General features: G+C 70.7%; 21 protein-coding genes and 5 pseudogenes. 12 read left to right on the forward strand and 14 right to left on the reverse strand.

What is annotated here, in order from left to right; translation table 11 throughout:
• Positions 1-55: 55 nt before the first annotated feature.
• Together RNC47_RS16730 and RNC47_RS16735 are read left to right on the forward strand one after the other, a co-directional pair.
• On the forward strand, positions 56-718 hold the full coding sequence (locus RNC47_RS16730; RefSeq protein WP_311599604.1) for a response regulator transcription factor: 663 nt from the start codon (positions 56-58) through the stop codon (positions 716-718).
• Positions 709-1,935, forward strand: a complete 1,227-nt coding sequence (locus RNC47_RS16735; RefSeq protein ID WP_311599606.1) for a sensor histidine kinase — start codon at positions 709-711, stop codon at positions 1,933-1,935. The genes RNC47_RS16730 and RNC47_RS16735 overlap by 10 nt, the downstream gene beginning before the upstream one ends.
• Positions 1,936-2,018: 83 nt before the next feature.
• On the opposite strand, the gene RNC47_RS16740 is transcribed toward RNC47_RS16735, so the two are convergent.
• From RNC47_RS16740 to RNC47_RS16760, 5 genes are all read right to left on the reverse strand, one after another.
• Positions 2,019-2,771, reverse strand: coding sequence for a sortase domain-containing protein (locus RNC47_RS16740; RefSeq protein WP_311599608.1), 753 nt, complete (start codon positions 2,769-2,771; stop codon positions 2,019-2,021).
• A 59-nt stretch (positions 2,772-2,830) separates the two neighbouring features.
• Positions 2,831-3,883 carry an alpha/beta hydrolase family protein gene (locus RNC47_RS16745; RefSeq protein ID WP_311599609.1) on the reverse strand — a complete coding sequence of 351 codons (1,053 nt, stop codon included), beginning with the start codon at positions 3,881-3,883 and terminating at the stop codon, positions 2,831-2,833.
• A gap of 426 nt (positions 3,884-4,309) precedes the next feature.
• Positions 4,310-5,623, reverse strand: a complete 1,314-nt coding sequence (locus tag RNC47_RS16750; RefSeq protein ID WP_311599610.1) for a replication-associated recombination protein A — start codon at positions 5,621-5,623, stop codon at positions 4,310-4,312.
• Positions 5,624-5,713: 90 nt separating this feature from the next.
• Positions 5,714-6,079, reverse strand: coding sequence for an MmcQ/YjbR family DNA-binding protein (locus RNC47_RS16755; RefSeq protein WP_311599611.1), 366 nt, complete (start codon positions 6,077-6,079; stop codon positions 5,714-5,716).
• Positions 6,076-6,471, reverse strand: coding sequence for an MmcQ/YjbR family DNA-binding protein (locus tag RNC47_RS16760; RefSeq protein WP_311599612.1), 396 nt, complete (start codon positions 6,469-6,471; stop codon positions 6,076-6,078). The genes RNC47_RS16755 and RNC47_RS16760 overlap by 4 nt, the downstream gene beginning before the upstream one ends.
• 124 nt (positions 6,472-6,595) lie before the next feature.
• On the opposite strand from RNC47_RS16760, the pseudogene RNC47_RS16765 reads away from it, so the two are divergent.
• A pseudogene (locus tag RNC47_RS16765) lies at positions 6,596-7,544 on the forward strand (helix-turn-helix domain-containing protein).
• Positions 7,545-7,592: 48 nt separating this feature from the next.
• On the opposite strand, the gene RNC47_RS16770 reads toward RNC47_RS16765, so the two are convergent.
• The gene (locus RNC47_RS16770; protein WP_311599614.1) at positions 7,593-8,615 is read right to left on the reverse strand and encodes an alcohol dehydrogenase catalytic domain-containing protein; all 1,023 of its coding nucleotides are present in this window, start codon (positions 8,613-8,615) and stop codon (positions 7,593-7,595) included.
• 439 nt (positions 8,616-9,054) lie between these two features.
• On the opposite strand from RNC47_RS16770, the gene RNC47_RS16775 reads away from it, so the two are divergent.
• The 3 genes and pseudogenes from RNC47_RS16775 to RNC47_RS16785 all read left to right on the forward strand — a co-directional run bounded on the left by RNC47_RS16775 (position 9,055) and on the right by RNC47_RS16785 (position 12,094).
• On the forward strand, positions 9,055-9,651 hold the full coding sequence (locus RNC47_RS16775) for an SDR family NAD(P)-dependent oxidoreductase (RefSeq protein ID WP_311599616.1): 597 nt from the start codon (positions 9,055-9,057) through the stop codon (positions 9,649-9,651).
• Between the two features lie 296 nt (positions 9,652-9,947).
• A pseudogene (locus RNC47_RS16780) lies at positions 9,948-11,330 on the forward strand (putative bifunctional diguanylate cyclase/phosphodiesterase); the annotation flags it as partial.
• Positions 11,331-11,572: 242 nt separating this feature from the next.
• Positions 11,573-12,094, forward strand: coding sequence for a hypothetical protein (locus RNC47_RS16785; RefSeq protein ID WP_311599617.1), 522 nt, complete (start codon positions 11,573-11,575; stop codon positions 12,092-12,094).
• Positions 12,095-12,270: 176 nt separating this feature from the next.
• Here the strand turns inward: RNC47_RS16785 and RNC47_RS16790 are convergent, their stop codons facing one another.
• The 3 genes and pseudogenes from RNC47_RS16790 to RNC47_RS16800 all read right to left on the reverse strand — a co-directional run.
• Entirely contained in the window at positions 12,271-13,269 is a 999-nt protein-coding gene (locus RNC47_RS16790; protein ID WP_311599619.1) for a LysR substrate-binding domain-containing protein, read from the reverse strand.
• A gap of 139 nt (positions 13,270-13,408) precedes the next feature.
• Positions 13,409-13,870 (reverse strand): allene oxide cyclase barrel-like domain-containing protein, encoded by a 462-nt coding sequence (locus tag RNC47_RS16795; RefSeq protein WP_311599621.1) that lies wholly within the window; start codon positions 13,868-13,870, stop codon positions 13,409-13,411.
• Positions 13,871-14,240: 370 nt separating this feature from the next.
• Positions 14,241-14,599 (reverse strand): annotated as a pseudogene (locus RNC47_RS16800) (dihydroxy-acid dehydratase); the annotation flags it as partial.
• A gap of 160 nt (positions 14,600-14,759) precedes the next feature.
• On the opposite strand from RNC47_RS16800, the pseudogene RNC47_RS16805 reads away from it, so the two are divergent.
• Positions 14,760-14,888 (forward strand): annotated as a pseudogene (locus RNC47_RS16805) (IS5/IS1182 family transposase); the annotation flags it as partial.
• Positions 14,889-15,134: 246 nt separating this feature from the next.
• On the opposite strand, the gene RNC47_RS16810 reads toward RNC47_RS16805, so the two are convergent.
• Entirely contained in the window at positions 15,135-16,133 is a 999-nt protein-coding gene (locus RNC47_RS16810; RefSeq protein ID WP_311599623.1) for an aldo/keto reductase, read from the reverse strand.
• Entirely contained in the window at positions 16,130-17,044 is a 915-nt protein-coding gene (locus RNC47_RS16815) for an EamA family transporter (RefSeq protein ID WP_311599624.1), read from the reverse strand. Before RNC47_RS16815 ends, RNC47_RS16810 begins: the two co-directional genes overlap by 4 nt.
• Positions 17,045-17,169: 125 nt before the next feature.
• Between RNC47_RS16815 and RNC47_RS16820 the strand changes: the two genes are divergently transcribed.
• The 3 genes from RNC47_RS16820 (at position 17,170) to RNC47_RS16830 (ending at position 18,926) form a co-directional block, all read left to right on the forward strand.
• Positions 17,170-17,601, forward strand: coding sequence for an Lrp/AsnC family transcriptional regulator (locus RNC47_RS16820; RefSeq protein ID WP_311599626.1), 432 nt, complete (start codon positions 17,170-17,172; stop codon positions 17,599-17,601).
• 681 nt (positions 17,602-18,282) lie between these two features.
• Positions 18,283-18,537 (forward strand): type II toxin-antitoxin system Phd/YefM family antitoxin, encoded by a 255-nt coding sequence (locus RNC47_RS16825; RefSeq protein WP_311599627.1) that lies wholly within the window; start codon positions 18,283-18,285, stop codon positions 18,535-18,537.
• Positions 18,522-18,926, forward strand: coding sequence for a PIN domain-containing protein (locus tag RNC47_RS16830; protein ID WP_311599628.1), 405 nt, complete (start codon positions 18,522-18,524; stop codon positions 18,924-18,926). Before RNC47_RS16825 ends, RNC47_RS16830 begins: the two co-directional genes overlap by 16 nt.
• A 269-nt stretch (positions 18,927-19,195) precedes the next feature.
• On the opposite strand, the gene RNC47_RS16835 is transcribed toward RNC47_RS16830, so the two are convergent.
• From RNC47_RS16835 to RNC47_RS16845, 3 genes are all read right to left on the reverse strand, one after another.
• Positions 19,196-19,627 carry an FG-GAP-like repeat-containing protein gene (locus RNC47_RS16835; protein WP_311599630.1) on the reverse strand — a complete coding sequence of 144 codons (432 nt, stop codon included), beginning with the start codon at positions 19,625-19,627 and terminating at the stop codon, positions 19,196-19,198.
• A 364-nt stretch (positions 19,628-19,991) separates the two neighbouring features.
• Positions 19,992-20,768: a hypothetical protein gene (locus RNC47_RS16840; protein WP_311599632.1), complete on the reverse strand. Its 777-nt coding sequence runs from the start codon at positions 20,766-20,768 to the stop codon at positions 19,992-19,994.
• 44 nt (positions 20,769-20,812) lie between these two features.
• Entirely contained in the window at positions 20,813-21,832 is a 1,020-nt protein-coding gene (locus RNC47_RS16845) for an aldo/keto reductase (protein WP_311599634.1), read from the reverse strand.
• A 120-nt stretch (positions 21,833-21,952) separates the two neighbouring features.
• Between RNC47_RS16845 and RNC47_RS16850 the strand changes: the two genes are divergently transcribed.
• Positions 21,953-22,597, forward strand: a complete 645-nt coding sequence (locus RNC47_RS16850; RefSeq protein WP_394814799.1) for a TetR/AcrR family transcriptional regulator — start codon at positions 21,953-21,955, stop codon at positions 22,595-22,597.
• A gap of 107 nt (positions 22,598-22,704) precedes the next feature.
• Positions 22,705-23,382 (forward strand): annotated as a pseudogene (locus RNC47_RS16855) (helix-turn-helix domain-containing protein); the annotation flags it as partial.

Below are 23,382 nucleotides of genomic sequence, written 5' to 3' on the forward strand. Positions count from 1 at the left end.
CCCTCCCGCCGGGTGCTTATGCCGTCGTAACCGGCGGTCTGCTGCCATCGGAGCCATGAGAGTCCTGGTCGCCGAGGATCACCCGGTACTGGCACGGAACATCGCGACCGGTCTGCGCCGGCAGTCCATGGCTGTCGACGTCGCCACCTCGGGGGACGAGGCCGAGCGGATGTGTCAACTCACCGCGTACGAGGTGGTGGTCCTCGACCGGGACCTGCCCGTGCTGACGGGCGACGAGATCTGCCGGCGGCTCGGCCGGCAGCCGGAGCGGCCACGGGTGCTGCTGTTGACGGCGGCCGGCGAGCTCCGGGACCGGGTCTACGGCCTGGAGCGGCTCGGCGCCGACGACTACGTGCCCAAGCCCTTCGACTTCGCCGAACTCGTCGCCCGGGTGCGGACGTTGAGTCGCCGCGCGACACGGCCCGCGCCGGCCGTGCTGCGGCACGACGGCATCGTCCTCGACCCCGCGCGGCACCAGGTCACCGTCGACGGCAGGCCGACGGAGCTCACCCCCAAGGAGTTCGCCGTGCTGAGGATGCTGCTGGCGGCCGGCGGCGCGGCGGTGCCGCACCGGGACCTGGTCCGCGCCGTCTGGGACGAGCACCTCGACCCCCGCACCACCGCGGTCCGCGCCACCGTCAGCCGGCTGCGCGCCAAGCTGGGCGGCGGGGACGTCATCTCCACCGACACCGGCGAGGGTTACCGCCTGTGCGGCTGAGCCGACCGCGCCGACTCCGCCGGCCCACCTTCCGGGTCCGGCTCACCGCCGCGTTCACCGGCCTGTTCCTGCTGGCCGGCGTCGTACTGCTCGCCTTCGTGGTGCTGTTGGCCAGGCAGGGGACCGCCCGGCAGGTCCAGGGACTCGAGGTGGTCTCGCCCGATGACGAACCGGCCGCCCAGGAGGCGGAGTTCGGCAGGGCGTTCCCCACCTCGGCCGAGCCCGTCTCGCCTTCGTCCCCCGCGCCACCCGCCGGGCCGGGCGACAGCATCGCCCTCCGGCTGGTGGAGGAGACCGTGCGCGTGGTGCAGGACACCGTCCTCCACCAGATGCTGCTCTGGTCCGGCATCGGGCTCGCGGTGCTCGCCCTGCTCGCCGGCGCCATGGGCTGGTGGCTCGCCGGCCGGGCCCTGCGGCCCGTCGCCGCCATGACCGACACCGCGCGCCGGATCAGCGAGCAGCACCTGGACGAACGCCTCGCGCTCACCGGTCCCGACGACGAACTGCACCGGCTCGCCGACACGTTCGACGGCATGCTCGACCGTCTCGAGCGGTCCTTCGACAGCCAGCGCCGCTTCGTCGCCAACGCCGCGCACGAGCTGCGCACCCCCCTCGCCGCCCAGCGCACCAGCCTCGAGGTGGGGCTCGCCGACCCACTCCCGGCGGAACTGACGGAGATACGTGAGGAGTTGCTCACCACCAACCGGGACGCGGAGCGACTGATTGCCGCGCTGCTGCTGCTCGCCCGCAGCGACCTCGGCCTCGATGTCGTCGACGAGTGCGACCTCGGGGCCCTCGCCCGCCAGACCGTCCGGGAACTGCGGCCGCTGGCCGAGGAGTCGCGGGTGTCGCTCGCGCTGACCGCCGACCGCCCGCCCTCGGTCCTCGGCGAGCCGGTGCTGCTGCGCCACCTGGTGACCAATCTGGTGGACAACGCCATCCGCCACAACCGGCCGGGCGGCACCGTGTCGATCCGGCTCACCGGCCGCACCCTCACCGTCGTCAACACCGGACCCCCGATCGACCCGGACCAGGTGGACGGCCTCTTCGAACCGTTCCGCCGGCTCGGCCAGGACCGCACCGGCGCCACGGGGCACGGCCTCGGCCTGTCCATCGTCGCCTCGATCGCCCAGGCGCATGCCGCCCTCGTCACCGCCCACCCGGGACCGGACGGCGGGCTCACCGTCTCGGTCACCTTCCCGGCGCCCCGGCGGTAGGTTCCGAGCCGTGTCGACGACGGCTTCGTCATGGCGAACGCTCGTCGTCGACCGCCGCTGGAGCTGTGGCGGTCGGGGCGAGGTCAGGCCGGGTGCGAGCTGACCAGTCTCCCGATCTTGTCGATTCGGTGTTCTGGATTGCCCAGCTCGTCGGCCCAGTAGTTCCCGGCGGCGTGGTCCTCCTGGGTGGCGCACGTCGAGAGCGTGATCAGGGCCTCGCTGGGGGTGCGACCCGGATGTCCTGGCACGGCGGCTCGTTGCTCGGCCAGGGATCGCTCCGAACGAAACGACGTCTCCCTGGTCTCGATCACCTCGTAGACGTAGATGCGTTCGTCGGTGGCCACTTCGATCCGCGCGCCGTTCGGGAGGTCGGGGATCGTGAGGAACGGGCCGCCCGCCGAGTTGCGGTGCGCTGTCACCTGGTAGTTCCCGATGCCTCCGGGGCCGACTCCGCCGGACGGGCCGTGTGGGCTGGCCGCGATGCCGCGGTCCTGGATCTCCGTTCCCGGGGCGTCGTCGGTCTGTCCCTGATAGGGCTCGACGCGCAGGTTCCGGATGTCGAGTTCCGGGATGGTCAGGTAGGCGACCTGCGGGCGGCCGTCGCTGGTGAGGAGCGGTTCCTGCTCGGGGCTCGGGTCCTGGCTGGGAGCCGGCGTCTGGTCGGCGACCTCGCTGGCCCCCTGTCGGTCTTCCGGCGCGGGCGGCGCCTGGGGGGTGCTCGACGTGCATCCGGTGACGGCGAGGAGCGCGGTCAGCCCGGCGATGAGGAGTGCGGTCCGGTTGCGCGGACGCGTCGCGACGGGCGGCGGTGCGGGGCGTAAGTGTCGTGTCCACATGGTGTCGGCACCTCGGGTCCGGGTCGTCACGAGACGACGGGCCTGTCAGGAGGGCGGGTTCAGGTCAGGTGACGTTGGAGGAACGCGACAGTGTCCTCCATGGACTGGGCGAATTGAGGTCCGAAGGCGTGCTGGTCGTCGTACCAGTTGAGCTGGACGTCGACGTCTGCCTGAGCGAGCGCGTCGTGGGTCGCACGAGCCCACTCCGGCGGGCAGTCCTCGTCGCGGGTGCCGTGGATCATCAGGACGGGCTCGGTGATGCGGTCGACATAGGGGCGGGTTGACATGTCTTGCCAGGCCGCCGGGTTCTCGTCGGGCGTGCCGTGGCGGCTCGCGTACTCCGCGCCATAGCCGTCGACCGGACGCCCGCCCCATTGCCGGTAGTTGTCCGCCTCGAGCGAGGACTGTGCCGAGTAGACGATGCCGGCGTCGACAAGTCCGGGCGCCATCTCGAGCGCTTGGAGCACCACGCTGCCGCCCAGGGAACGCCCCATCAGGCCGATCCGCTCGTCGTCGACGGGCAGCTCGGACGCCCGGAGCGCGGAGACGCCGCCGAGCACGTCGACGGCGTACCCGCGGTACAGCTGGCCCAACAGCTCGGGATCGTCGTCCGAACCGGCGTGTGCGCGGTAGTCGACGTGCAGCGCGACGTATCCGTTCTCGGCCAGGTGACCACGCTCGCGGGTCATGCCCTGCCCGGTGACGTAGGCGTCGCGGTCGATCCACCCATGGGCGAGCACGACCGCGGGGAACGGGCCGCTACCGGTGGGAACGTTGAGCACGCCGGTGATGCGGAGCCCGTCACTGCGGTAGCTGACGTCGTAGGAGGTGTAGGCCGCTGTCTGCTCGCGGACTCTTCCGAGCTCGATCGGCGAGGCATCGGGCACCTCGTCGAAGTAGTCCGTGAGCGACGGGTGTTGGGCCACCTCCTCGGCCGGGGTCGTGGGCGCCTCGGTCGGCTGGTCGCCGGCCGCGGACTCGGAGGCCTCGGCGGGCGTCGAAGGCGCGGGCTGCTGGACACGCTCGGTGTCGCTCCCGGATGCCGAGCATCCGGTGACCGTGAGCGCCCAGACCCACAGGAGCGCGGCAACCAGGAGTCGTCGTGGGTTCACGTCGTGCTCTCCACCCTCGACGAGACGCCCCACCTCGCGTCGTGCCCGACCGCCGGTAAGCTCATGCGGCCCAGCACCCGCCACACCGAGACCCGCACCGCCCGGCCGCCGCGCCGCCCGGCACACGCCGGTACGGTGCGACATCCGCCGCGCGGGAGAACAGGAACTCCCGTACCTCGTACTCCTTCGTCCCCATGGCCCCACAGTAGACGCGGATCGCCGGCGTTGGGAGGCCCTGCCAGAACCACCTGACGACCTGACGCGACAAACCCCTCGTGGCGACGGCCGTTGACACGGCCGGCCCGCGACACCAGGTCGGTCGTGTTCGCGCAGGCCGCCTGTGGCACGGGGGCAGCCGACGCGCGCCTCGGCTGGCCGCGCCGTCGGCCACCTGTCGCTCTGCTCGACGGCACGACATCTGTCGTGTCAGCCGCGTTGTCTGCGAGCGCGCAGCGTGGCCCACTGGCGCAGGCGCTCGGTGATCTGGGCTTCGTAGCCGTTGCGGGTGGGCTGGTAGTACGTCTCACGGTCCATGCCGTCGGGGACGTAGTCGGCGCCGGAGAAGCCGTCGGCGGTGTCCGGGTCGTACTGGTAGTCCTTGCCGTAGCCGAGGTTCTTCATCAGCCGGGTCGGGGCGTTGAGGATGTGGGCGGGCGGCATGAGGGAGCCGGTGCGGCGGGCGGCGCGGTGCGCGGCGTTGAAGCCGCGGTAGACGGCGATGGACTTGGGGGCGGTGGCGAGGTAGACGACGGCCTGGGCGATCGCCAACTCGCCCTCGGGAGAGCCGAGTCGTTCGTAGACGTCCCAGGCGGCGAGGGCCTGCTGGACGGCGTGCGGGTCGGCGATTCCGATGTCCTCGACTGCGAAGCGGACCAGGCGGCGGGCCACGAACAGCGGATCCTCGCCGCCGTCGAGCATGCGGGCGAGCCAGTACAGGGCAGCGTCCGGGTCGGAGCCGCGCATCGACTTGTGGAGCGCGGAGATCAGGTTGTAGTGGCCCTCCTGCGCCTTGTCGTACAGCGGGGCGCGCTGCTGGACGTGGTGGGCGAGCCCGGCGGTGTCCAGGGGAGTTCCGGTCTCCGGGAGGGCGAGGAGTTGCTCGGCCATGTTGAGCAGGTAGCGGCCGTCGCCGTCAGCCATGGCGATCAGGGAGCGGCGGGCGTCGCCGTCGAGGGGCAGGCGGTGGCCGGTGAGGTTCTCGGCCCGGTGGAGCAGCGTGGACAGGGCGGTTTCGTCGAGGCGTTTGAGGACGAGGACCTGGGTGCGGGAGAGGAGGGCGCCGTTGAGTTCGAAGCTCGGGTTCTCCGTGGTGGCGCCGATCAGGGTGATCGTGCCGTCCTCGACGTAGGGCAGGAAGCTGTCCTGCTGGGCCCGGTTGAAGCGGTGGATCTCGTCGACGAACAGCAGGGTGCCCTGGCCGATGCCGCGTCGGCCGCGTGCGGCGGCGAAGACCTTGCGCAGTTCGGCCACGCCGGAGAAGGTGGCCGACACCGGTTCGAAGGCCAGGTTGCCGGCGCCCGCGAGGAGGCGGGCGATGGTGGTCTTCCCGACTCCGGGAGGGCCCCACAGGACGGCGGAGCCGAGGCGCTGCTGGGCGACCATGCGGCCCAACGGGGCGTCAGGGGCGAGGAGGTGGTCCTGTCCGACGACGTCTTCCAGTCGAGTGGGGCGCAGGCGGTCGGCAAGGGGCCGGGCGGGCTCCTCGTCGAAGAGCGGCAGGGTCGGTTCGGTCGGTTCCATCGGTCTCTCGGGTCGGGGCGGACGCGCTTCGGACGTCCACCCGGCGTTGACGAGCGCGGACTCAGCCGCTCGTGGGGAAGCTCCCGGCGCTCATCGCGCCGGGCGGTCGCCTCGCGGCAGCCTCTCGACGACCAGGTCGTAGGAGTGCTCGACGGCGTCCGTGATCAGCCGCTTGGTGATGCCGGGGCCAGGACCGAGTGAGATCCAGTGCCGTTTGTCGAGATAGCGGCCCGGGGTGATCGTGGCGTGACCGCGTTCTTGCGCGCGGGCGTGCTCGGGCTCGCACTTGACCGTGATGATCTGTTCGTCCGGGTCGTCGGTGACGATCAGGAACACCTTGCCCGCGACCTTGTACACGTCGAGTGCGGGGGTGAAGGGCCGGCCGTGGCTGACCCCGGGGAGGGCGAGGGCCGCCTGGCGGGCGGTGTCCTGGAGCCGGTCGCCGGCCGCGCTCACCGCGCCACCCCCGGGCCGATGCCGTAGGTGTGCGGGTCGACCGGCTGCTCCGCCCTGGGCAGGCGGGCGACGACGAGCAGGTAGGAGTCGGTGACGAGTTCCCCGACGAGCCTCTCGTCGATGCCGTCCCCGCCCTCCAACGTGATCCAGTGCTTCTTGTTCATGTGGTAACCGGGAGTGACATGACTGTTCTGCTGCCGCAGGGCCTGCGCCTCGCCGGGGTCCGCCTTGAGGATGACAACGGGACGCCCGGGGACCTCGGTCAGCAGCAGGAACACCTTGCCGCGCACCTTGAAGACCTCCCAGTCGGGGCCGAAGGGGTGCTCCAGCCGGGCCCCGGGAAGCTCCTCCGCGCAGGCGGTCGCAGTCTTGTGCAGGGTCGATCCGTCCATGGGCCTGCCTTCCTCAGGTAGAGCGACGGTCCGCGGCGCCGAAGACTGTGACATCGGAAAGCGTGCCGCGACAGGTCCCATCCTGTCCCCGAAACCGGCAAAACGGGCGGTAGGCTGCGGACACGTGATAGTCGACAAGCGACACCACGAGCAGGGCGGGCAGTCCGGACCGGCACGACCGGCCGCCGCCGCGGTTCCGCTGTACAGCTTCCAGCCCCCGGTCGGTACTCCGTTCGGGCTTGAGGTGACCACCGTCGAGGACTTCTTCGCCCAGCACGACGACTGGCCGTGGAATCCGCCCCGTCCCGGCCGCGCCACCTTCCACTACCTCATCGCGGTCACCGAGGGAGAGCTGCGGCACGACGTCGACCACATCACACGGACCGTCTCGCCCGGCCAGTGGCTGTGGGTACGGCCCGGGCACGCGCAGTGCTGGCATCCGCCCGGCGCGGCCCGCGGCCCGTTCATCCTCTTCGAGCCGGACGTGCTGACCCCCGACATGGCCCGCCTGCTGGCCCCGCTCACCGCGCACCAGGCCCCCGCCGTGCTGAACCCGCACCCTGACGACGCGGCCTGGCTGCGGCAGACGGCGCGCCAACTCCTGGACGAGCACCGCGCGTTGGGGCGCCGTCGGCTCGAGGTCCACCACGCGCTACGGCGCAACCTGCTGGAATCGCTGTTGCTGCGCCTGGCCAACTCACCGGACATCACCGCGACGGAGACAGCGACCGGCGAGGGCCGCGGTGACACCTACGGGCGTTTCGTGGACGCCCTGGAGCTGCACTTCCGCGAGCTGCACCAGGCCGCGGACTACGCCGAGCTGCTGGGCTGTTCGGTCCGCACCCTCAGTCGCGCCGCCCGGCGCGCCACGGGGAAGGGGGCGCGTGAGCTGATCGACGAGCGGCGGCTGCTCGAAGCCCGGCGCCTGCTGGGAGTCGCCGGCTGGGACGCCCGGGCCGTGGCCGCCCATCTCGGCTTCACCGATCCCGCCAACTTCGGCCGCTTCTTCCGCGACCGCCGGTCTGACTCCGGCCGCGTTCGCGGCCCGCGAAGCCACCACCGGTCTTTCGTGAGTTCCGTGAGTTTCGTGAGCGGAGCGCGGCGCCCCGAGTGCTCGCTTCTCAGTCCGCCAGGACGACGACGTGCTTGCCCGGGGTGGTGCCCGACTCGACGTCGGCCTGGGCGTCACGGACCTGTTCCAGACCGCGGTGGACCTTGGCGACCGGGACCTTGAGGCGCCCTTCGACGATGGCCTGGAGCTGGCGGGCGAAGACCTCGGCCGGCAGGTCGGCGGCCTCGCCCGCGTAGCTGGTCAGCCGCACCCCGCTGGGGATCACGAACGGGGTGAAGTCGGGGATCGTCCACTGGCCCGCCAGGGCTCCGGTGAAGCAGACGGTGCCGTGGCGACGGACGGCGCGGAGGGTGTCGGCGAGGGTCGAGCAGCCCACCAGTTCCAGTGCGGCGTCGACGCCGTCCGGCATCAGTTCGCGCACCTGGTCGGCGAGGGTGCCGTCGTCGACCAGGGGGTGGTCGACGCCCACGGCCCGCAGATCCCCGGCCCGCTCCGGGCTGCGGGTGGTGGACAGCACGGTGGCTCCGAGGTCCTTCGCGAGCGTGGCCGCGCTCAACCCGACCGTGGAGGTGCCGCCGCGGATCAGCAGCGTCTGTCCCGCCCGCAGACCGAGACCGGTGACGAGGGAGCCGTAGGCGGTCTGGAACATCTCCGGCAGGGCGCCGACCACATCCCACGGCAGGCTGGTCTCGAACGGGATGACCTGGCCGGCGGGGACGGTCACGTACTGGGCGTAGGCGCCGTCGTAGGAGCGGCCCATGCCGCCCATCATGGTCGCGACCTGCTGCCCCGGGTGCAGCCCGCTGTCCTCGTCGGCCTCGTCGACCACGCCGACGCCCTCGATACCGGGCACGCGCGGGTAGGTGACCTCCGGGTCCGACTCTCCCTTACGGGTGGTGACCTCGGACTCGTTGACGCCGAACGCCTTCACCCTGATCCGCACCAGCCCGGGCTTGCGTGCGGGCACCGGCACGTCCCTGATCTCCAGGGCGTCCAGGCCGCCCGGGCGGGTGACGACGACGGCCTGCATCGTCGCCGGTGCGGGCTCATCGGCTGCTGTGGGGTGGCTCATGCCAAGCTCCTTGTCGGGTGCGTTCGCCCCCCCGTTGCCCGCTGGCTGTCAGGGGCGGTCGATGCCCTCGAATCGGTCGAGAACGGCCTGGTAGTGGGCGGTGGCTTCCAGGGGAAGGTTGCCGACGCTTCCCGAGGTGGGCCGGTCGACGACGGCGGGCCACAGGCGCGTCCGCTCGCCGGTGCGGTCGGGGCCGCAGGTGCGGTGGCGGTCATGGCATCTCCTTCGGGCACAGGGTGGGTGTTGCGTCGGGGCTGCCGCGTCGCCGTCACGGGCGGTGAGATCCGCGGCACGCATCCATCATGAGCTCGATGACGGCATATCGGCTCGTTGCGGGCGGACAGCTCATGGTCACCAGGAGACACCCGGGATTTCCCCGGATAGCGCATCAGCCGGGGAGAAGGTGCCGGCCTCGAGCCGGAGGAGCTTGGGTAGCAACATGACCACCGCCCTGATCACCGGAGGCACCTCCGGCATCGGCCTGGGCTGCGCCACCGTCGAGAAGCACCTCGTGTCCACCGCCGTCGACGTCCTGGTCAACAACGCGGGCCACAGCCTCCCCCAGCCCTACCCCCGCAGCCCACTCTCCGAGGAGGAACGCATGCTCGACCTCCTCGTCCGCGCCCCGCTCCGCCTCACCCACGCCGCCATCCCCGGCATGACCGCCCGCCGCCACGGCACCATCCTCAACATCGCCTCCGTCGCCGGCCTCCTCCCCACCGGCACCTACGGCGCCGCCCGTGCCTGGCTCATCAACTTCAGCGAATCGCTCCGCCACGACCTCAAACCCCACGGCATCCGCGTCCTCGCCGTCTGCCCCGGCTTCACCCACACCGGCGCCCCCCACATCGACACCGTCCCCGACTGGATCTGGCTCACCGTCGACCAGGTCGTCAACCAGGCCATGAAAGACCTGCGCCGCAATAAACCACGCAGCATCGCCGGCTGGCACTTCAAGCTCTACGCCACCGCCGTCCAGTACGCCCCCCGCCGCCTCACCGCCCGCATGGCCCGCTCCCGCAGGGCGAAGAGCTGACGCGAACGTTCAGGGCGCGTCACGGTCGCCCGGGCCGCTGACAGTCGACCTGTCTCAGTGACGGCGCCGCCAAATCCTCGGTACGGTCGGTGCACGTGCCGCGAAGGGGGATGGGCATGCGCAAGTTCGTGTGGTCGTTGTTCAGGGCTGGGCGTGCACGCAGCGACCCGGCCCCCCGGACGGATGACAAGGTGGGCGTGGAGGCGCCCGATCCCAGCGATGCCAGCGATGCCAGCGCGACGAACAGGTCAGCCTCGACGGACCCGACCGAGGGCGTGCTCATCACGCCGGACGATGGCCTCCTCCTGAACAGCCGGGACATGACCGAGCGGGCGCGGTTGCGGCACGACGCCGAACACGACCCACTCACGGAACTGCCCAACCGGGCCTTCCTCATCAAGCGCGTCCGACAGACCCTCGACAGCCGTTCCGCCATGCTCCTCATCGATCTCGATCGTTTCAGCGCCGTCAACGACGCTGTCGGTCACGCGGCGGGTGACGCGCTGCTCATCCAGGTCGCCCGCAGGCTCAGGGACGCGGTCCGGCGCAGCGACACCGTCGCCCGGTTGGGCGGTGACGAGTTCGCGGTCCTGATCGCGGGCGACGGCACCCGTGACCGCGCCGCCCACGAACGCGACACCCTCGAGTTCGCCGACCGTCTCAGGGCCTCGCTCGCACGGCCCTATCTCATCGACGGCGGCGAGATTCGCGTCACCGCCTCCATCGGCGTGGCCCTCGCCGAGCCCGGCCTCGGCTCGGCCCAACTGCTGCGCAGCGCCGACCGAGCCCTGTACCGCGCCAAGGCCGGGGGCGAGGACCGCGTGGAGCTCTACCCGCCGGAGCCGCGCCAGGACGTGGCGGGCGTTGCTGCACCGAACACACGCCGGCCCGTGGCGCGGCAGGACGGCGAGTTCGTGTTGCTCCACCAACCGGTGGTGGCTCTGCGGAGCGGGCGGATCACATCGGTGGCCGCCCAGGCGCGCTGGCGGTCCTCGCGGGGTGTGCTCTACACGCCGGCCGGGGCGCCGGCGGTCTTCGAGGACAGCTTCGAAGGCGCCGAAGAGGGCACCGAACTGAGTATCTGGGTGCTGGAGAAAGCCGTCGAGCTGGCCGCCCAGCGTGCCACGGCAGGGCACGTCATCCCCGTCGCCGTGCGCATGAGCGCGCGCCGGCCGCTGGATCGCTCGATCCCGCTCGGCCTGATCGAAGTCCTGCTCACCCGGCACGGGCTGCCGTCCGGATCGCTGATCGTCGAGCTGTCCGACATCGACCCGCGCGTCACCCTCGACGATCTGGCACGCCACCTGACCGCCCTGAGCGGACTCGGCGTCCGGGTCGCCCTGGGCAGCCTCGGCCGTGGATCCGTCTCCGTCACCGCACTGCGCCGGCTCCCCGTCGACATGCTCACACTCGAACGCGGCGTGGTCGAGGGCATGGTCCGGTCAGCCGCGGTACGCAACCTCACCAGTGATCTGCTGCGGTTCGCCACCGACCTCGGGCTCCAGACCGTGGCCGACGGCGTGGACCTGCCCGAACAGGTCACCACGCTGCGCGCCCTGGGCTGCACCCACGGGCAGGGCCTGGCCTTCTCCGGCCCGCTGGACGCGTACCGGCTGCACTGGGCGCTGAACACGGGCGGCTATCCGATACCGCACACACCGGCCGAACCCACCGTCGCCAGCCGCGCCACCCGGAGCGCCGCACCCACGCGCGCCGCGTTCGCCGAGCAAGGGCTCGCCGCCGGCCAGCTGCTGCGCGACCACGCGCCACCTCTCCACGACAACGAGACCGCCGCGGTGGGCAGAGCGGCGGGTGAGTTCGAGCGCACCCTCGCCCAACTCTTCGTACGCCTCGGACCGCCCCCGGAACCGACGGAACTCGAACACACTCCAGCAGGAAGCGGCGACGGAGGCGTCCGGCGGTGAGTACGGAAGAAAACAGCGGTGCTCTGCCCCTCCCGCAAGATGACCCCGTCGTCTCGGCGGGGCTCGAAATCGCCATGAAGTGGGGCGCCGCCCTCGGCGGACCCGAGCAGCTCAAGGTCGCCTTCGAAGCGCTGGAACCCCAGCTGAAACGGGAACACCAGATCCGGCTCAGGCAGTTGGACATGCAGCGGGAAGCGGCCGCGCGCGCCGACGAGAAGGCCGAGGCAGCCGCGGAACGTGCGGCTCGCGCGGTTCGGGAGAAGCGTCAGCACGCGCTCTGGATGACCGGCCTGTACGTCGGCGCCGCGATCAGCGTCGCCATGCTCGCCGCCGGCGTCTACGTGGCCAGGGACGTGTGGTGGCTCGCGATCATGCTGTGCGGCCCCAGCCTCGTGGCCATGGGCAAGCTGTACGTGCTCCGCCGGGGAGACGCCGAAGACACGCGGGCGGTCTCCCAGGGCGCCCGAAGCGCCACCAGCGCCGCCGGCCAGGCGGCGCAGCCTCCGCCCCTCCCATGACAGGCGACGGGTGGGCGGCGGCAGCCGTCGCGCCGCCCACCGCCCACCGCCTCGCGGAACTATCGGGTTTCGACCCTGGCGATCGGGTGTGCCCCGTTTTCCAGGGCGCTCACCGCGTTCTGCCAGGCCGGGTCGTCCGGGTGGAGCTGGCCGCGCGGTAGGCTCCTCCGCACCGATCAGGACATGACCGAACCGTGTTCTCCAGACGTCGCCGAGCTGATCCGTGGCCCCGGCGGCTGCTCGCGGTGGCTCTCGGAACGGCTGCCGGGTTCACTCCCCACGGTCCGACGCCGCGCGCGGTCTCCGTTCCACTCCCAGTCGGCGATCGTGGTGCGCATCAGGCGGGCGGCGGTCGACAGATGGCCGCCACTCCACCAGGACAAGGTGACCGTACGCCGGCAGTCGGGGTGGTCGACGGCGATCCAGGCTGCGGGGAACGAACCGGTGGTGCGCCGGGCGATGCCGGGGACGAGGCCGACACCGAGGCCCGCGCTGATCAGTTCGGCGATGGCGCTGAGTTCGTCGACCTCGCAGACGATCTTCGGTGTCAGGTTCCGGCCGGCGAAGAGCCGTTCGAGGAGGCGGCGTTGCCAGTGCCCCTTGCCCGCGGAGACGAACGACTCGTCGGCGAGTTCGTCGACCGTCACCGAGCCGCGGCCTGCCAGCGGGTGGTCGAGTGACGTGCCCACTCCCACCGGCTCTTCGAACAGTTGGATCGACTCCACGTCCTCGGCGGGGATCGGCTGTGAGGCGACGCAGAGGTCGACGTCCTGAGCCCGCAGGCGGCGGGCCATCTCGCTGGCCGGCATCTGGTGGAGTTCGACCTCGACGTGCGGATGGGCTCGCTTGTACGCCGCGAGCGGCCCGGTGAAGGTCAGGAAGGTCTCCGAGGCCAGGCGCACGGTGCCGAATCCCTCGCCGGTGGTCTCGGCCACCGCCCGCCGCCCCGCGTCGAGCTCGCCGAGGGCGCGTTCGACATGGTCCCGGAAGAGCCTCCCCGCGTCGTTCAGCCGCAGCCGGCCGGCCCGGTCGAACAACGGCGTGCCGAGTTCGCCCTCCAGCCGCCCGATGCTTCGACTCAGCGACGGCTGGGCGACGCGGAGCTCGTCCGCCGCCCGGCTCAGGTGCTCGAGACGCGCCACCACGAGGAACTGTTTGAGTGTGTGCAGGTCCACGTCATGCCCTCCAGACCACTTACCCACGGCGCGACCTCGTCAGCGCGCACGGCCGCCGCACCACCGCCGATACTTCCAGCCGGGACCACGCCGCTGCCGTCGGGGCCGTGACACCCGGTGCGGAGCTCGACTTCGCGGGTCAGCGCAGGATTTCGGCGCGCAACCTCTCGTTCGGCGTCGCGATGTCCCAGTAGCGAGCAGTGCCCCCCACGTTGCCGTAGACGCCCGTACCGCCGGTGATGGCCATGTCGAGCGAACTCGTTCCGGCCGACCAGAGCGACTGCATCGTGAGGGAGCCGCCCTCGAGTTCGATCGTGATCAGGCACTGCATCGTGAGGTCCTCGCCCACGACGTGAATGACCTGACACGATCCGCCCCCACGTCCGACGCTGCGACCATCCTTGATGGCGGTGCCGGAGTAGACGTGCATGTCCCCCACGCTCGGCCCTGACTGGCCGAGATCGGAAACCACGTACTGGTCGTTCTGAACCTCGAGTTCGAGGATCTCGACTCCGCCCCTGCCCTGGCTGTCGGCGTCGGCGCTGCCCACCGCGCAGACGCCGACCACGGCGGCGACCAGCGAGACGGCGACGAACCTCATGAACGTCGCCCCGGCTCGTGTGGTGCCGATCCCCCGCTGATTCCCCCGCCCCGTCCGACGAGCGGCCGCAGGCCCCGGAACGCTGGTGACCACGATGAAACCTCCTCAGGTGCCGCCTTGTGCGAGCACCTCGACGCTATGACCCCACGGTCATCCTGTCTAAGATCAATATCGCTATGGCGTTATACCGCGCGGGACATGAGCGAGCCGCACGCGCTCACGTGGCGCCGGACACGGCGCCTTGAAGACACATGCGGGTGGCGAGCAGTCCTCTGGCGTCCTGGCTTGGCCGCCTGTGTCGGCCGCCTCCAGAGAGTCGCCGCCGTGCCAGCCGCTGAGGAGCCCGGCCGGCAGGGTGGTGTCAGACGGGTCGTGGGGCCCGCCACGAAGCGGCGGTGGCCTGACGCCGGGCCAGCTCGGCCGCCGGGAGGTCGATGTCCAGGCGTCGGGTGGCGGTGTCGAGCGTGACGGGATCGCCGGTGCGGAGCAGGCCGGGCGGGCCGCCGGCCCTGGCCTCGGGGGCGACGTGAAGGACGACCGTGCCGAAGGCGGTGCCGCTCGTCCGGGCGTCGCTGATGCGCACCATGTCCGGGACTCCGCGGCGCAACAACTTCTCGGGGATGGGTAGTTGGCCCCCCACTCGGGCATGCCGGGGCCACCGATGGGGCCGACGTTGCGCAGGACGAGCACGGTGTCCTCGGTGACGTCGAGTGCGGGGGCGTCGATTCGGACATCAGGAGGGCAGGGAGGCGGATCTACTCACTGTCGGTTCGGTGTTGGAGCCGCCGCCTCCTAAGACACAGGCTGTGGACGGCCGCACCGGCACGCCCATCGGAGCGGGTCCATCAATCGACTGGATCTGTCCCCACCTTGAGTGATGACGGAGAGATACGGCCGGCGCGCCCCCGTTGTCGACGCGTTCTTCGACCTCACCGACACGGTCATCACCGTGCGCAGCCTGATCCGGCGAGCATGGATGACTCACCGTTGGGACGAACGCCCGAACCGCCGACCATGACCGCACCCCCTTCCGCGCCACCTCTCCATATCTGCGGTATCACTGAGCGCGACCTGCGGAGACGTCTTCCGAACGCCTCGTGAAGCGGCCCTGTTGTCTGTGGCAAGGGGAGAAGCACGATCACGTCGTAGGCCCGCACCGCGCCGGTGCGGATCGAGCCGGTGATCCGTAGGGCGTCCTCCCAGTTCCGCTGGATGCGCTCCAGGTCGCCTTGGTCACCCATCGAGGCCGTTCCGATGTGGGGACTCATTCGTGTCCGATGACCGGGTGCGGGCGGTACGGCGTCTCGAGCGAGGTCATCTGTTCCCCGTCGAGGGTGATGTCGAGCGCGGCGATCGCGTCGTCGATGTGGTGCGGCTTGGTCGCACCGAGGACGGGCGCGCTCACGCCGGGTTTCGACAGGAGCCAGGCCAACGCGATCTGCGCCGCGGGGCGGCCATGTCCCGCGGCGAGCGTGCGCAGGACGTCCACGATGTCGAAGTCGGCGTCGGTGTACCTCGTGTCGGCGAGCGGGTCGTTGCCGGAACGGACTGTGCTCCCTTGGCCGCCGCGCTCCCGGCTGCCGGTGAGCAGTCCGCGGGCCAGCGGGCTGTACGGCAGGACTCCCACGCCCTGGTCCAGGCAGAGCGGGATCATCTCCCGCTCCTCTTCCCGGTAGAGCAGGTTGTAGTGGTTCTGCATCGACACGAATCTGGTCCAGCCGGCCGACCGCGCCGTGTGCTGGGCCTTGGCGAACTGCCAGGCGTACATGCTCGACGCGCCGATGTATCGGGCCTTACCCGCTCGGACCACGTCGTGCAGCGCCTCCATGGTCTCCTCGATCGGGGTCTCGTCGTCCCACCTGTGGATCTGGTACAGGTCGACGTAGTCCGTGCCCAGACGTTCGAGCGAGGCGTCGATGCTTTCCAGGATGTGACGGCGCGACAGACCCCGGTCGTTGGGCCCTGGGCCCATGGGGTAGTACACCTTCGTGGACAGCACGTAGTCCTCGCGGCGCGGGAAGAACTTGGCCAGTAGGGCTCCCGTGGTCCGCTCGCTGGCGCCCTGGGCGTACATGTCGGCGGTGTCGAAGAACGTCACCCCCGCTTCCACGGCTCGGCGCACGACGGGCTCGGCCGCGTCCTGATCGAGGTGCCAGGCCTCCCAGTAGGGGTGGCCGGGATCCGGAGGATTGCCGTAGCTCATCATGCCCAGGCAGATCCGGGACACCTTCAGTCCCGTAGCGCCCAACCTGACGTATTTCACGCGGTTTCCTCATTCCGTTCCTGGTGGACCGCGACCGCGACGACGACCAGGGCGATGCCGACGGCCTCGCGCCAGGAGGGGATCTGGGCGAGGACGACGATGCCGGTGATCGCCGCGGTGGCGGGGAGCAGGGACAACATCAGAGCGAAGGTCGCCCGGGAGACGCGCGCCATGGCCAGCTGATCGCAGACATAGGGGATGACCGACGAGCAGATCCCGACGCCGAAGGCGGCCGCCAGGAGAGTCGGGGTGACGAAGGTGACGGCGGCGTCGGCGATTCCGACGGGTGCGACCACGATCATCGCGACGAGCATCGAGGCGCCGAGGCGATCGATGCCCGAGGTGCCGCCGTCCTGGGCGAGGCGGTGGCCGAGGACCACGTAGAGCGTGAACAGCACGCAGTTGCCGAAGGCGAGGACGAGGCCGAGCGGTTCGTCGACGAGATGCACGTCGGTGAGCAGAGAGACCCCGGTGACCGCCAGCACGAGCGCGAGCACGGTGCGGCCGGTGCGGGCCCCGATGACCGCGAGGAGAACGGGGCCGAGGAACTCGATGGCTCCGACAGTGCCGAGCGGCAGCCGGTCCAGGGCGAGGTAGAACACGCTGTTCATCAGGCCGAGCACGGTGCCAAGGGCCAGCAGCAGCCGACGCTGGCGCCAGGTGGCGGCGCCCCACACGTGCCACGGGCGTCGCCAGACGGCGAAGACCACGGCAGCCGAGGCGATCCGCAGCCAGGCCACGCCCAGGACGTCGAGGTGGGCGAAGAGCAGGACGGCGAAGGCGGGTCCGAGGTAGTGGAAGACGGCGCTCGTGACGAGGAACGCCGGCGGCGGGACGCGATCGGCGGCAGCGGCGATGCGTGCCGCCGATCCACCGGGGCTCGGGCGGAAGCGTGCGAGCGTCTTGACCACGGGTAAAGGTTCGCAAGCAGGCAACGCCCACGACCATGCCGAAGGCGCAAGCTGATCGGCCACTTGCTTTACGGTTGACGCTGGAATACCACAGTTGACCTTGCGATAACGAAAAAGGTGAAGAAGTGGACGCTGTGGATCGGGCCATACTGATCGAGCTCGACGCGGACCCCCGGCTGTCCACGGCTGAGCTGGCCCGCCGTGTCGAGGTCTCGGTACCCACCGCACGGGACCGGGTACGGCGCCTCCGGGAGGACGACGTGATCCGCGGCTACCGCCTCGACGTGAATCCGGCAGCGCTGGGCTACCCCGTGGCCGCCTTCGTCCGGGTCCGCCCCGGCCCGGGGCAGTTGCCGAAGATCGCCGAACTGGCACGGAGCCTGCCTCAGGTCAGCGAGTGCCACCGCATCACCGGCGAAGACTGCTTCCTGATCAAGGTCCATGCCACCGACCTCAACACCTTCGAGGAGGTACTCGACCGCTTCCTCCTCCATGGGCAGACCACCACCTCGATCATCCAGTCCACCCCCGTACCACCGCGTACGCCAGGGCTCTGACACCAAGGCCGTGGCCCTGAAGAGGGCCGGCCCCCCCTCAAGGGCCGGCCGTCCCGACCACGTCGCCGGATGGCACGGCGATGACACAGCCCGTCTGCCTGGCCGACCACCGGCCACGAACGGGTGGGCAACGATCAATCGCGTCACGAGGGCAAAGGAACCGTAGGGGCACGGCAGCCTCCAGCATCCCCCCTCCTTCCCCTCGACCCGGCGTTTTCACTGGTCAGAGGGCCGCCTCTGCGCTGTGGCGGCGCCAGAATTCGAACCTGGGTAGGCTGAGCCGGCCGATTTGCAGTCTCCCCGCCACACGCCTCTGACCATGCGCCAGACCGGTCAGCAGCCCGGTCTCCCGCACGTGGCCCGCTTCATCAAGTACCTCAGACATCCCGCTCCCTAGCGTGCGCATTCAACCATCGCCCCTCTGTCGCGAGCCGAGACGCAAACGGCCACCATCCGCCAGAAGATTTCGCCGCTCGCCCGCGCCGCCGCGACCGCCCATCGCCCCCGCGTCGTCGTCGCCACCGGCCGGGCGGGCTGCTGCTCTGGCCATCTACGGCGCCCTGGCCCTGGCGCACATCGGGAAACAGGACGGCGCGACTCAGCGTCTTGTTCGGTCTCCACCGGCGAGTCGAGCGGGCAGCGTAACCCACATGGCCTCATAGAATCAGATACTCTGATTCCATGAGGACGATGACGGCGACAGAGGTCGCACGCAACTTCGCCTCCGTGCTCGACCGCGCCGAGCACGGAGAGACGATCGTGATCACTCGCGGCGGACGCCGTCTGGCGATCCTCTCCCCCGCGCCCGCCGGCAACGGAGCCGCGATCAAGGAGTTCCTGGCCACTCACCCCGTCGACGAGGACTTCGCCGACGACGTGACCACGGCCCGGGAGAACGTGACCGACGAGATGAGCGCGACATGGCACGACGACTGATCCTCGACACCGGCGTCGTCATCCGGGCCGAGCGCGGCGGCACGGGGCTCACCCGGCTGCTCGACGACGAGGACGACGTCACCATCGCGGCCGTGACCCTCGCGGAACTGCAGTTCGGAGTAGAGCTGGCGGACGGCACCCGGCGAGAACGCCGCCAATCGTTTGTCGACGGAGTACGCGCCCTCATCCCCGTCGAGGACTACACCGCGGACATCGCCGTCATCCACGCTCGCCTCCTCGCCCACGTCCGCCGCCAGGGCAAACCGCGCGGCGCCCACGACCTCATCATCGCCGCGACCGCCGCGGCAACCGCCCGTACCCTGCTCACCACCGACGACGAAGCCGCCTTCGACGGCCTACCAGGCGTACATGCCACGGTCGTCCCGTGAAACGCCTGGGAACGCGAACCGGCCAAGCGCGGGACGACGCACGGCAAGCGACGGCAACGCCAGCTACCTCAACGTTCCGTGAGTTGAAACAGCAGAAGGGCCCCTGACCCGCTTCCGCAGGTCAGACGCCCCAGCCCTCGGCCGCCCCCGGAGGACGGCCGCCAGTGGCGTCCGTCCGCGAAGGCGGCCGGGTGGTGGAACGCACAAGGTTCGCCTCCGAATCGCCGGGGGCGATCAACGTAGTGGGTGTGTGCGGCACGGGAGGGCCGCTACTGGAGGATGCCGTCGATGACGTACTGGTCCGCCAGTTGGGTCAGGCCGGTGGTCGTGATGCCGCTCGCGCTTCCCGGCAGGCGCACCGCCGGATGGAGGGAGCTGTCGGCGAAGAGGTCGGCGTAGCCGTCGCGGTTGAAGTCCGCGGAGGTCCGGAACTCACCGAACATGTCGCCCGTCTCGTTCGTGCCCGGCACGCCCACGCTGTTCTGATCGATCACCTGTCGCCGCGACCCCGGCCCGGGCGCGGTTCCGTAGGTGACCCGCACTCCGCCCACAGCCGACAGGCCGGGGTGGTACGCGGCGTAGTCGCGGTAGCCGTCGCCGTTGAAGTCGTCGGCGTACCGGGCCGGCGCGGCCTGCGCGGGCGCGGCCGGAAGGGCGGGCAGCAACCCGCCCGCGGTCGTCGCGGCGGCGATCGCCACCACCACACGGACCGTTCGTCTGCGGCAATCAAGACCGTCGAGCGGGGACAGAGGTTGTGCGCCAGCAGCGCACGGCGTGCCGACGCCGGCCCGAGTGGACACGAGGGGGGGCGGCGCTCGTCGCCGAGCCGGTCGTCGGTAGGCCGTGGGGGGCAGTTCCCGCGGTGAGCAGCCGCGGATCGTGAACCCCGTCAGCTGGCAGGACCTTGCGGAGGGGCGGGTCGGCGCGACATGGATCTCCGGCCCCTGCGCGGCGGGCGGCTGTCTGGGCCGGCCCGTTCACCATGGCCCAGCCGCCCGCCGCGTCCCTGTCGCGCGTCTCGGTCAGGTCCGGGCCTCGACGCCGCCCCGGGGCGGCTGGCCGGGATCAGCGTGCGGTGGCGATCAGTTCGAGCGTCTTGGCGAACTCGACCGCGAGGTGCAGTTTGTGCCCGTGGACCAGTTCCTTCGGCGCCTTCGCGGGGAAGAGCGCGCAGAGTTTGACGACGAGGCCACCGGGCATGGGCTTGAACTGGTGGTAGGCGATGATGTCGACCCTGCTGCCGTCGCTGCTCAGCCTCGTGTGTCCGGCGAGGAGCAGTCGGTATCCCTCATCGAGGTCGAAGGGGGCCGGGAGCGTCGGGTCGGCTGCGACCAGCACCTCGGTCGGGGTGCCGTACATGCCGAATGTCTCCATGGCGCGGGCGACCCCCGGCTCCTCCTGTTCGAAGAAGAAGTGATCGGGGTTGGCCGGCACGACCAACTTCTGGAGTTCGCCGAAGTCGCTCACGTGGGTGTGGAAGTCCTCCCAGGTCACCCCGGTCACCACGAGTTCTGCGCAGGCTCTCTGCCGTGGCAGTCCGGCGGACGCGGCGGTCATGTCCTTCCACATCCGGTCCGATGCCCGCAGTTGCTCGGCGAAGAGCTTCCGAAGGCCTTCCGCACCGTGCGCCAGGCGCGTGGCCACGTTCACCGCGTGTGCGTCCTCGGGGCTGAGGTGGTCGATCTCGTCGTCCGACAGCGGTCGGTGGTGGTGCTCGATGGTCGCACCGAGCCGCCTCATCTGGTGCAGCACGTGCAGATCGCGCACGTACCGCAGGCGGTCGAGTTGCTCGGTCGAGTAGGCCTGCCCGTCGATGGTGCAGTCGATGGTGATGTCACTCATGGCGGAACCCTTCTGGTGCGCTGGTTGGTACCGGAGTTTCACGGTCAGGCCGCGTCGCGCGTGGTCAGCGGGCGGCGGCGCAGACTCGGGTTCTCGATGGCCGGGGGCCGGTAGGCCTGGTCGAGGGTGCCGACATCGCTGCCAGGCGGAACGATCTCGTCGATGCGGTCGAGTAGATCGTCGGTCAGGGTGACGTCCAGGCCGCTGAGCAGACCGTCGAGGTGGTCCATGGTGCGGGCGCCGATCAGTGCGCTGGTGACGCCGGGGTGGGCGATGGTGAACGCCATAGCGAGGTGGGTGATGGGCAGGCCGGCCTCGCCGGCGAGGACGATGAGCCTCTCGACCGTCTCAAGCCGGCGCTCGTCGTTGAGATGTCCCATCAGGCCGGCGCGCAGCAGGGTGTTGTCCTGGCCCGCGCGTACGCGGCCGGTGAGCAGGCCCTGGCCGAGCGGGCCCCAGACCAGGGTGCCCATGCCGAAGCGCTGGGTGACGGGCAGGAGTTCGCGCTCGATCCCGCGGTTGAGGAGGGAGTAGTGCGGCTGCTCGGTGCTGAACCGCGCGAGTCCGCGCCGCTCGGCGACCCACTGGGCCTCGACGATGTCGGCCGTGGGGGTGTGCGACGCGCCGATCGCGCGCACCTTCCCGCTGCGGAGCAGGTCGGTCAGCGCGGAGAGGGTCTCCTCGACCTCGGTGTCGGGGTCGGGGAAGTGGAGCTGGTAGAGGTCGATGTGGTCGGTCCGCAGCCGACGCAGCGAGTTCTCGACGGCGGCGACGATCCAGCGTCGCGATCCACCGCGCCGGTTGGGATCCTGGCCGGTCGGGCGGCCGAACTTGGTGGCGAGCACGACGTCGTCCCGGCGCCCTTTCAGTGCCTGGCCGACGACCTCCTCGGAGTCGCCGTAGGCGTCGGCGGTGTCGATGAGGTTGATGCCGGCGTCCAGTGCCTTGTGGATGACGCGGGCCGAGTCCTCGGGGGCGTTGCCCATGGCGGTGGCGAGCATCAGGGTGCCCAGGCCGTAGGGGCTGACCTTGATGCCGGTCCGGCCCAGAGTCCGGTACTGCATGGGTTTCTCTTCCTGTGGTGGTCGGCGACCAGCCGAATGCCGTAGGCTCCATTAAACGGAAAGCCCTTCCGGAAAGACCATACGGAAAACCATTCCGGTTACGCAAGAGGAGGCGTTGTGGTGCCCCACCACAGGACGCGGTCCGACGCCACGTCGCCCGGCGCGGCGGAGCCGGGCGGCGGCGAAGCAGCGCCGCGCCGGCGCCGCGCCGACGCGCGACGCAACGTCGACGCGTTGATCGAGGCCGCGCACACCGTCTTCGCCACCTCCGGGGTGGACGCGCCGGCCAAGGAGATCACCGACCTGGCCGGCGTAGGAGTCGGCACGCTGTACCGGCACTTCCCGCACCGCTCCGACCTGGTCAAGGCCGTCGTGGAGAGCGGGATCGACGCCGTCGCCGACGCCGGCCCCGCGCTGAGCGCCGCGCACGAACCGGCGGAGGCCCTCACCCGGTGGATCCAGCGGTTCACCGAACTGCTCGCCACCAAACGCGGTCTCGCCTCGGCGCTGCACTCGGGCGATCCGGCCTTCGCGGAACTGCCCGACTACTTCCTGCGGCGGCTGGTTCCCGCCCTCGCGGCGCTGCTCGACGACGCCGTGGCCGACAGCACGGTCCGCGACGACATCGGCGCCGAGGAGCTCCTGCACACCCTCATCCAGCTGTGCCAGCCCGTACCCGGACACGGCCCCGAACACAACCAGCGCGTCGTCGGCGTCCTCGTCGACGGGCTACGCCGCCCGGCCGCCTCCTCGGGAGGTTCGTGAGTGCTAGGTGTATTGATCACGAGCGTTGTTGACACTGGCCGGTCTTGATCGTGGCGAAGACCTCCGGTGTGGTGGAGGTGTCGAGTCTTCACCGCGCGGAGGTCTTCGTGTCCCACCGTAATGCCCGGCTGACCATTCATGGCAGGCGGCTGTTGGTCGAACGTGTCCGCTCTGGCCGTCCGGTCGCTCACGTCGCGGCGGAAATGGGCGTGTCCCGGACCACGGCTCACAAGTGGGTCCGCCGCTGGCAGACGGAAGGCGAGCAAGGACTGCACGACCGCTCCAGCCGCCCCACAACGACACCACACCGCACGCCATCGGCAGTGGAAGCCCGCGTCTGCCAGCTGCGGCAGGCCCGCAAGCTCGGACCCGCCCGCCTGGGCCCCATCCTGGGACTGCCCGCCTCCACCGTCCACCGCATCCTGGTCCGCCACGGCCTGAACCGCCTCGCCTTCCTCGACCGGCCCACCGGAGCGCTCATCCGCCGCTACGAACGCGAACGGCCCGGCGAACTGGTCCACGTGGACGTCAAGAAACTCGGCCGGATCCCCGACGGCGGCGGCCACAAAGTCCTGGGCCGGCAAGCGGGACGCGCGGCGAAGACCGGTGTCGGCTTCGACTACGTCCACTCCGCCGTCGACGACTACTCCAGACTGGTCCTACAGCGAGATCCACACCGACGAGAAGGCCACCACCTGCGCCAGCTTCCTCCGCAGAGCCGCTGCGTTCTTCGCGGCCAACGGCATCGACCGCATCGAGCGGGTCCTGACCGACAACGCCTGGCC

The organism is Streptomyces millisiae (assembly GCF_031845425.1).
Taxonomy (GTDB): Bacteria; Actinomycetota; Actinomycetes; order Streptomycetales; family Streptomycetaceae; genus Streptomyces; species Streptomyces millisiae.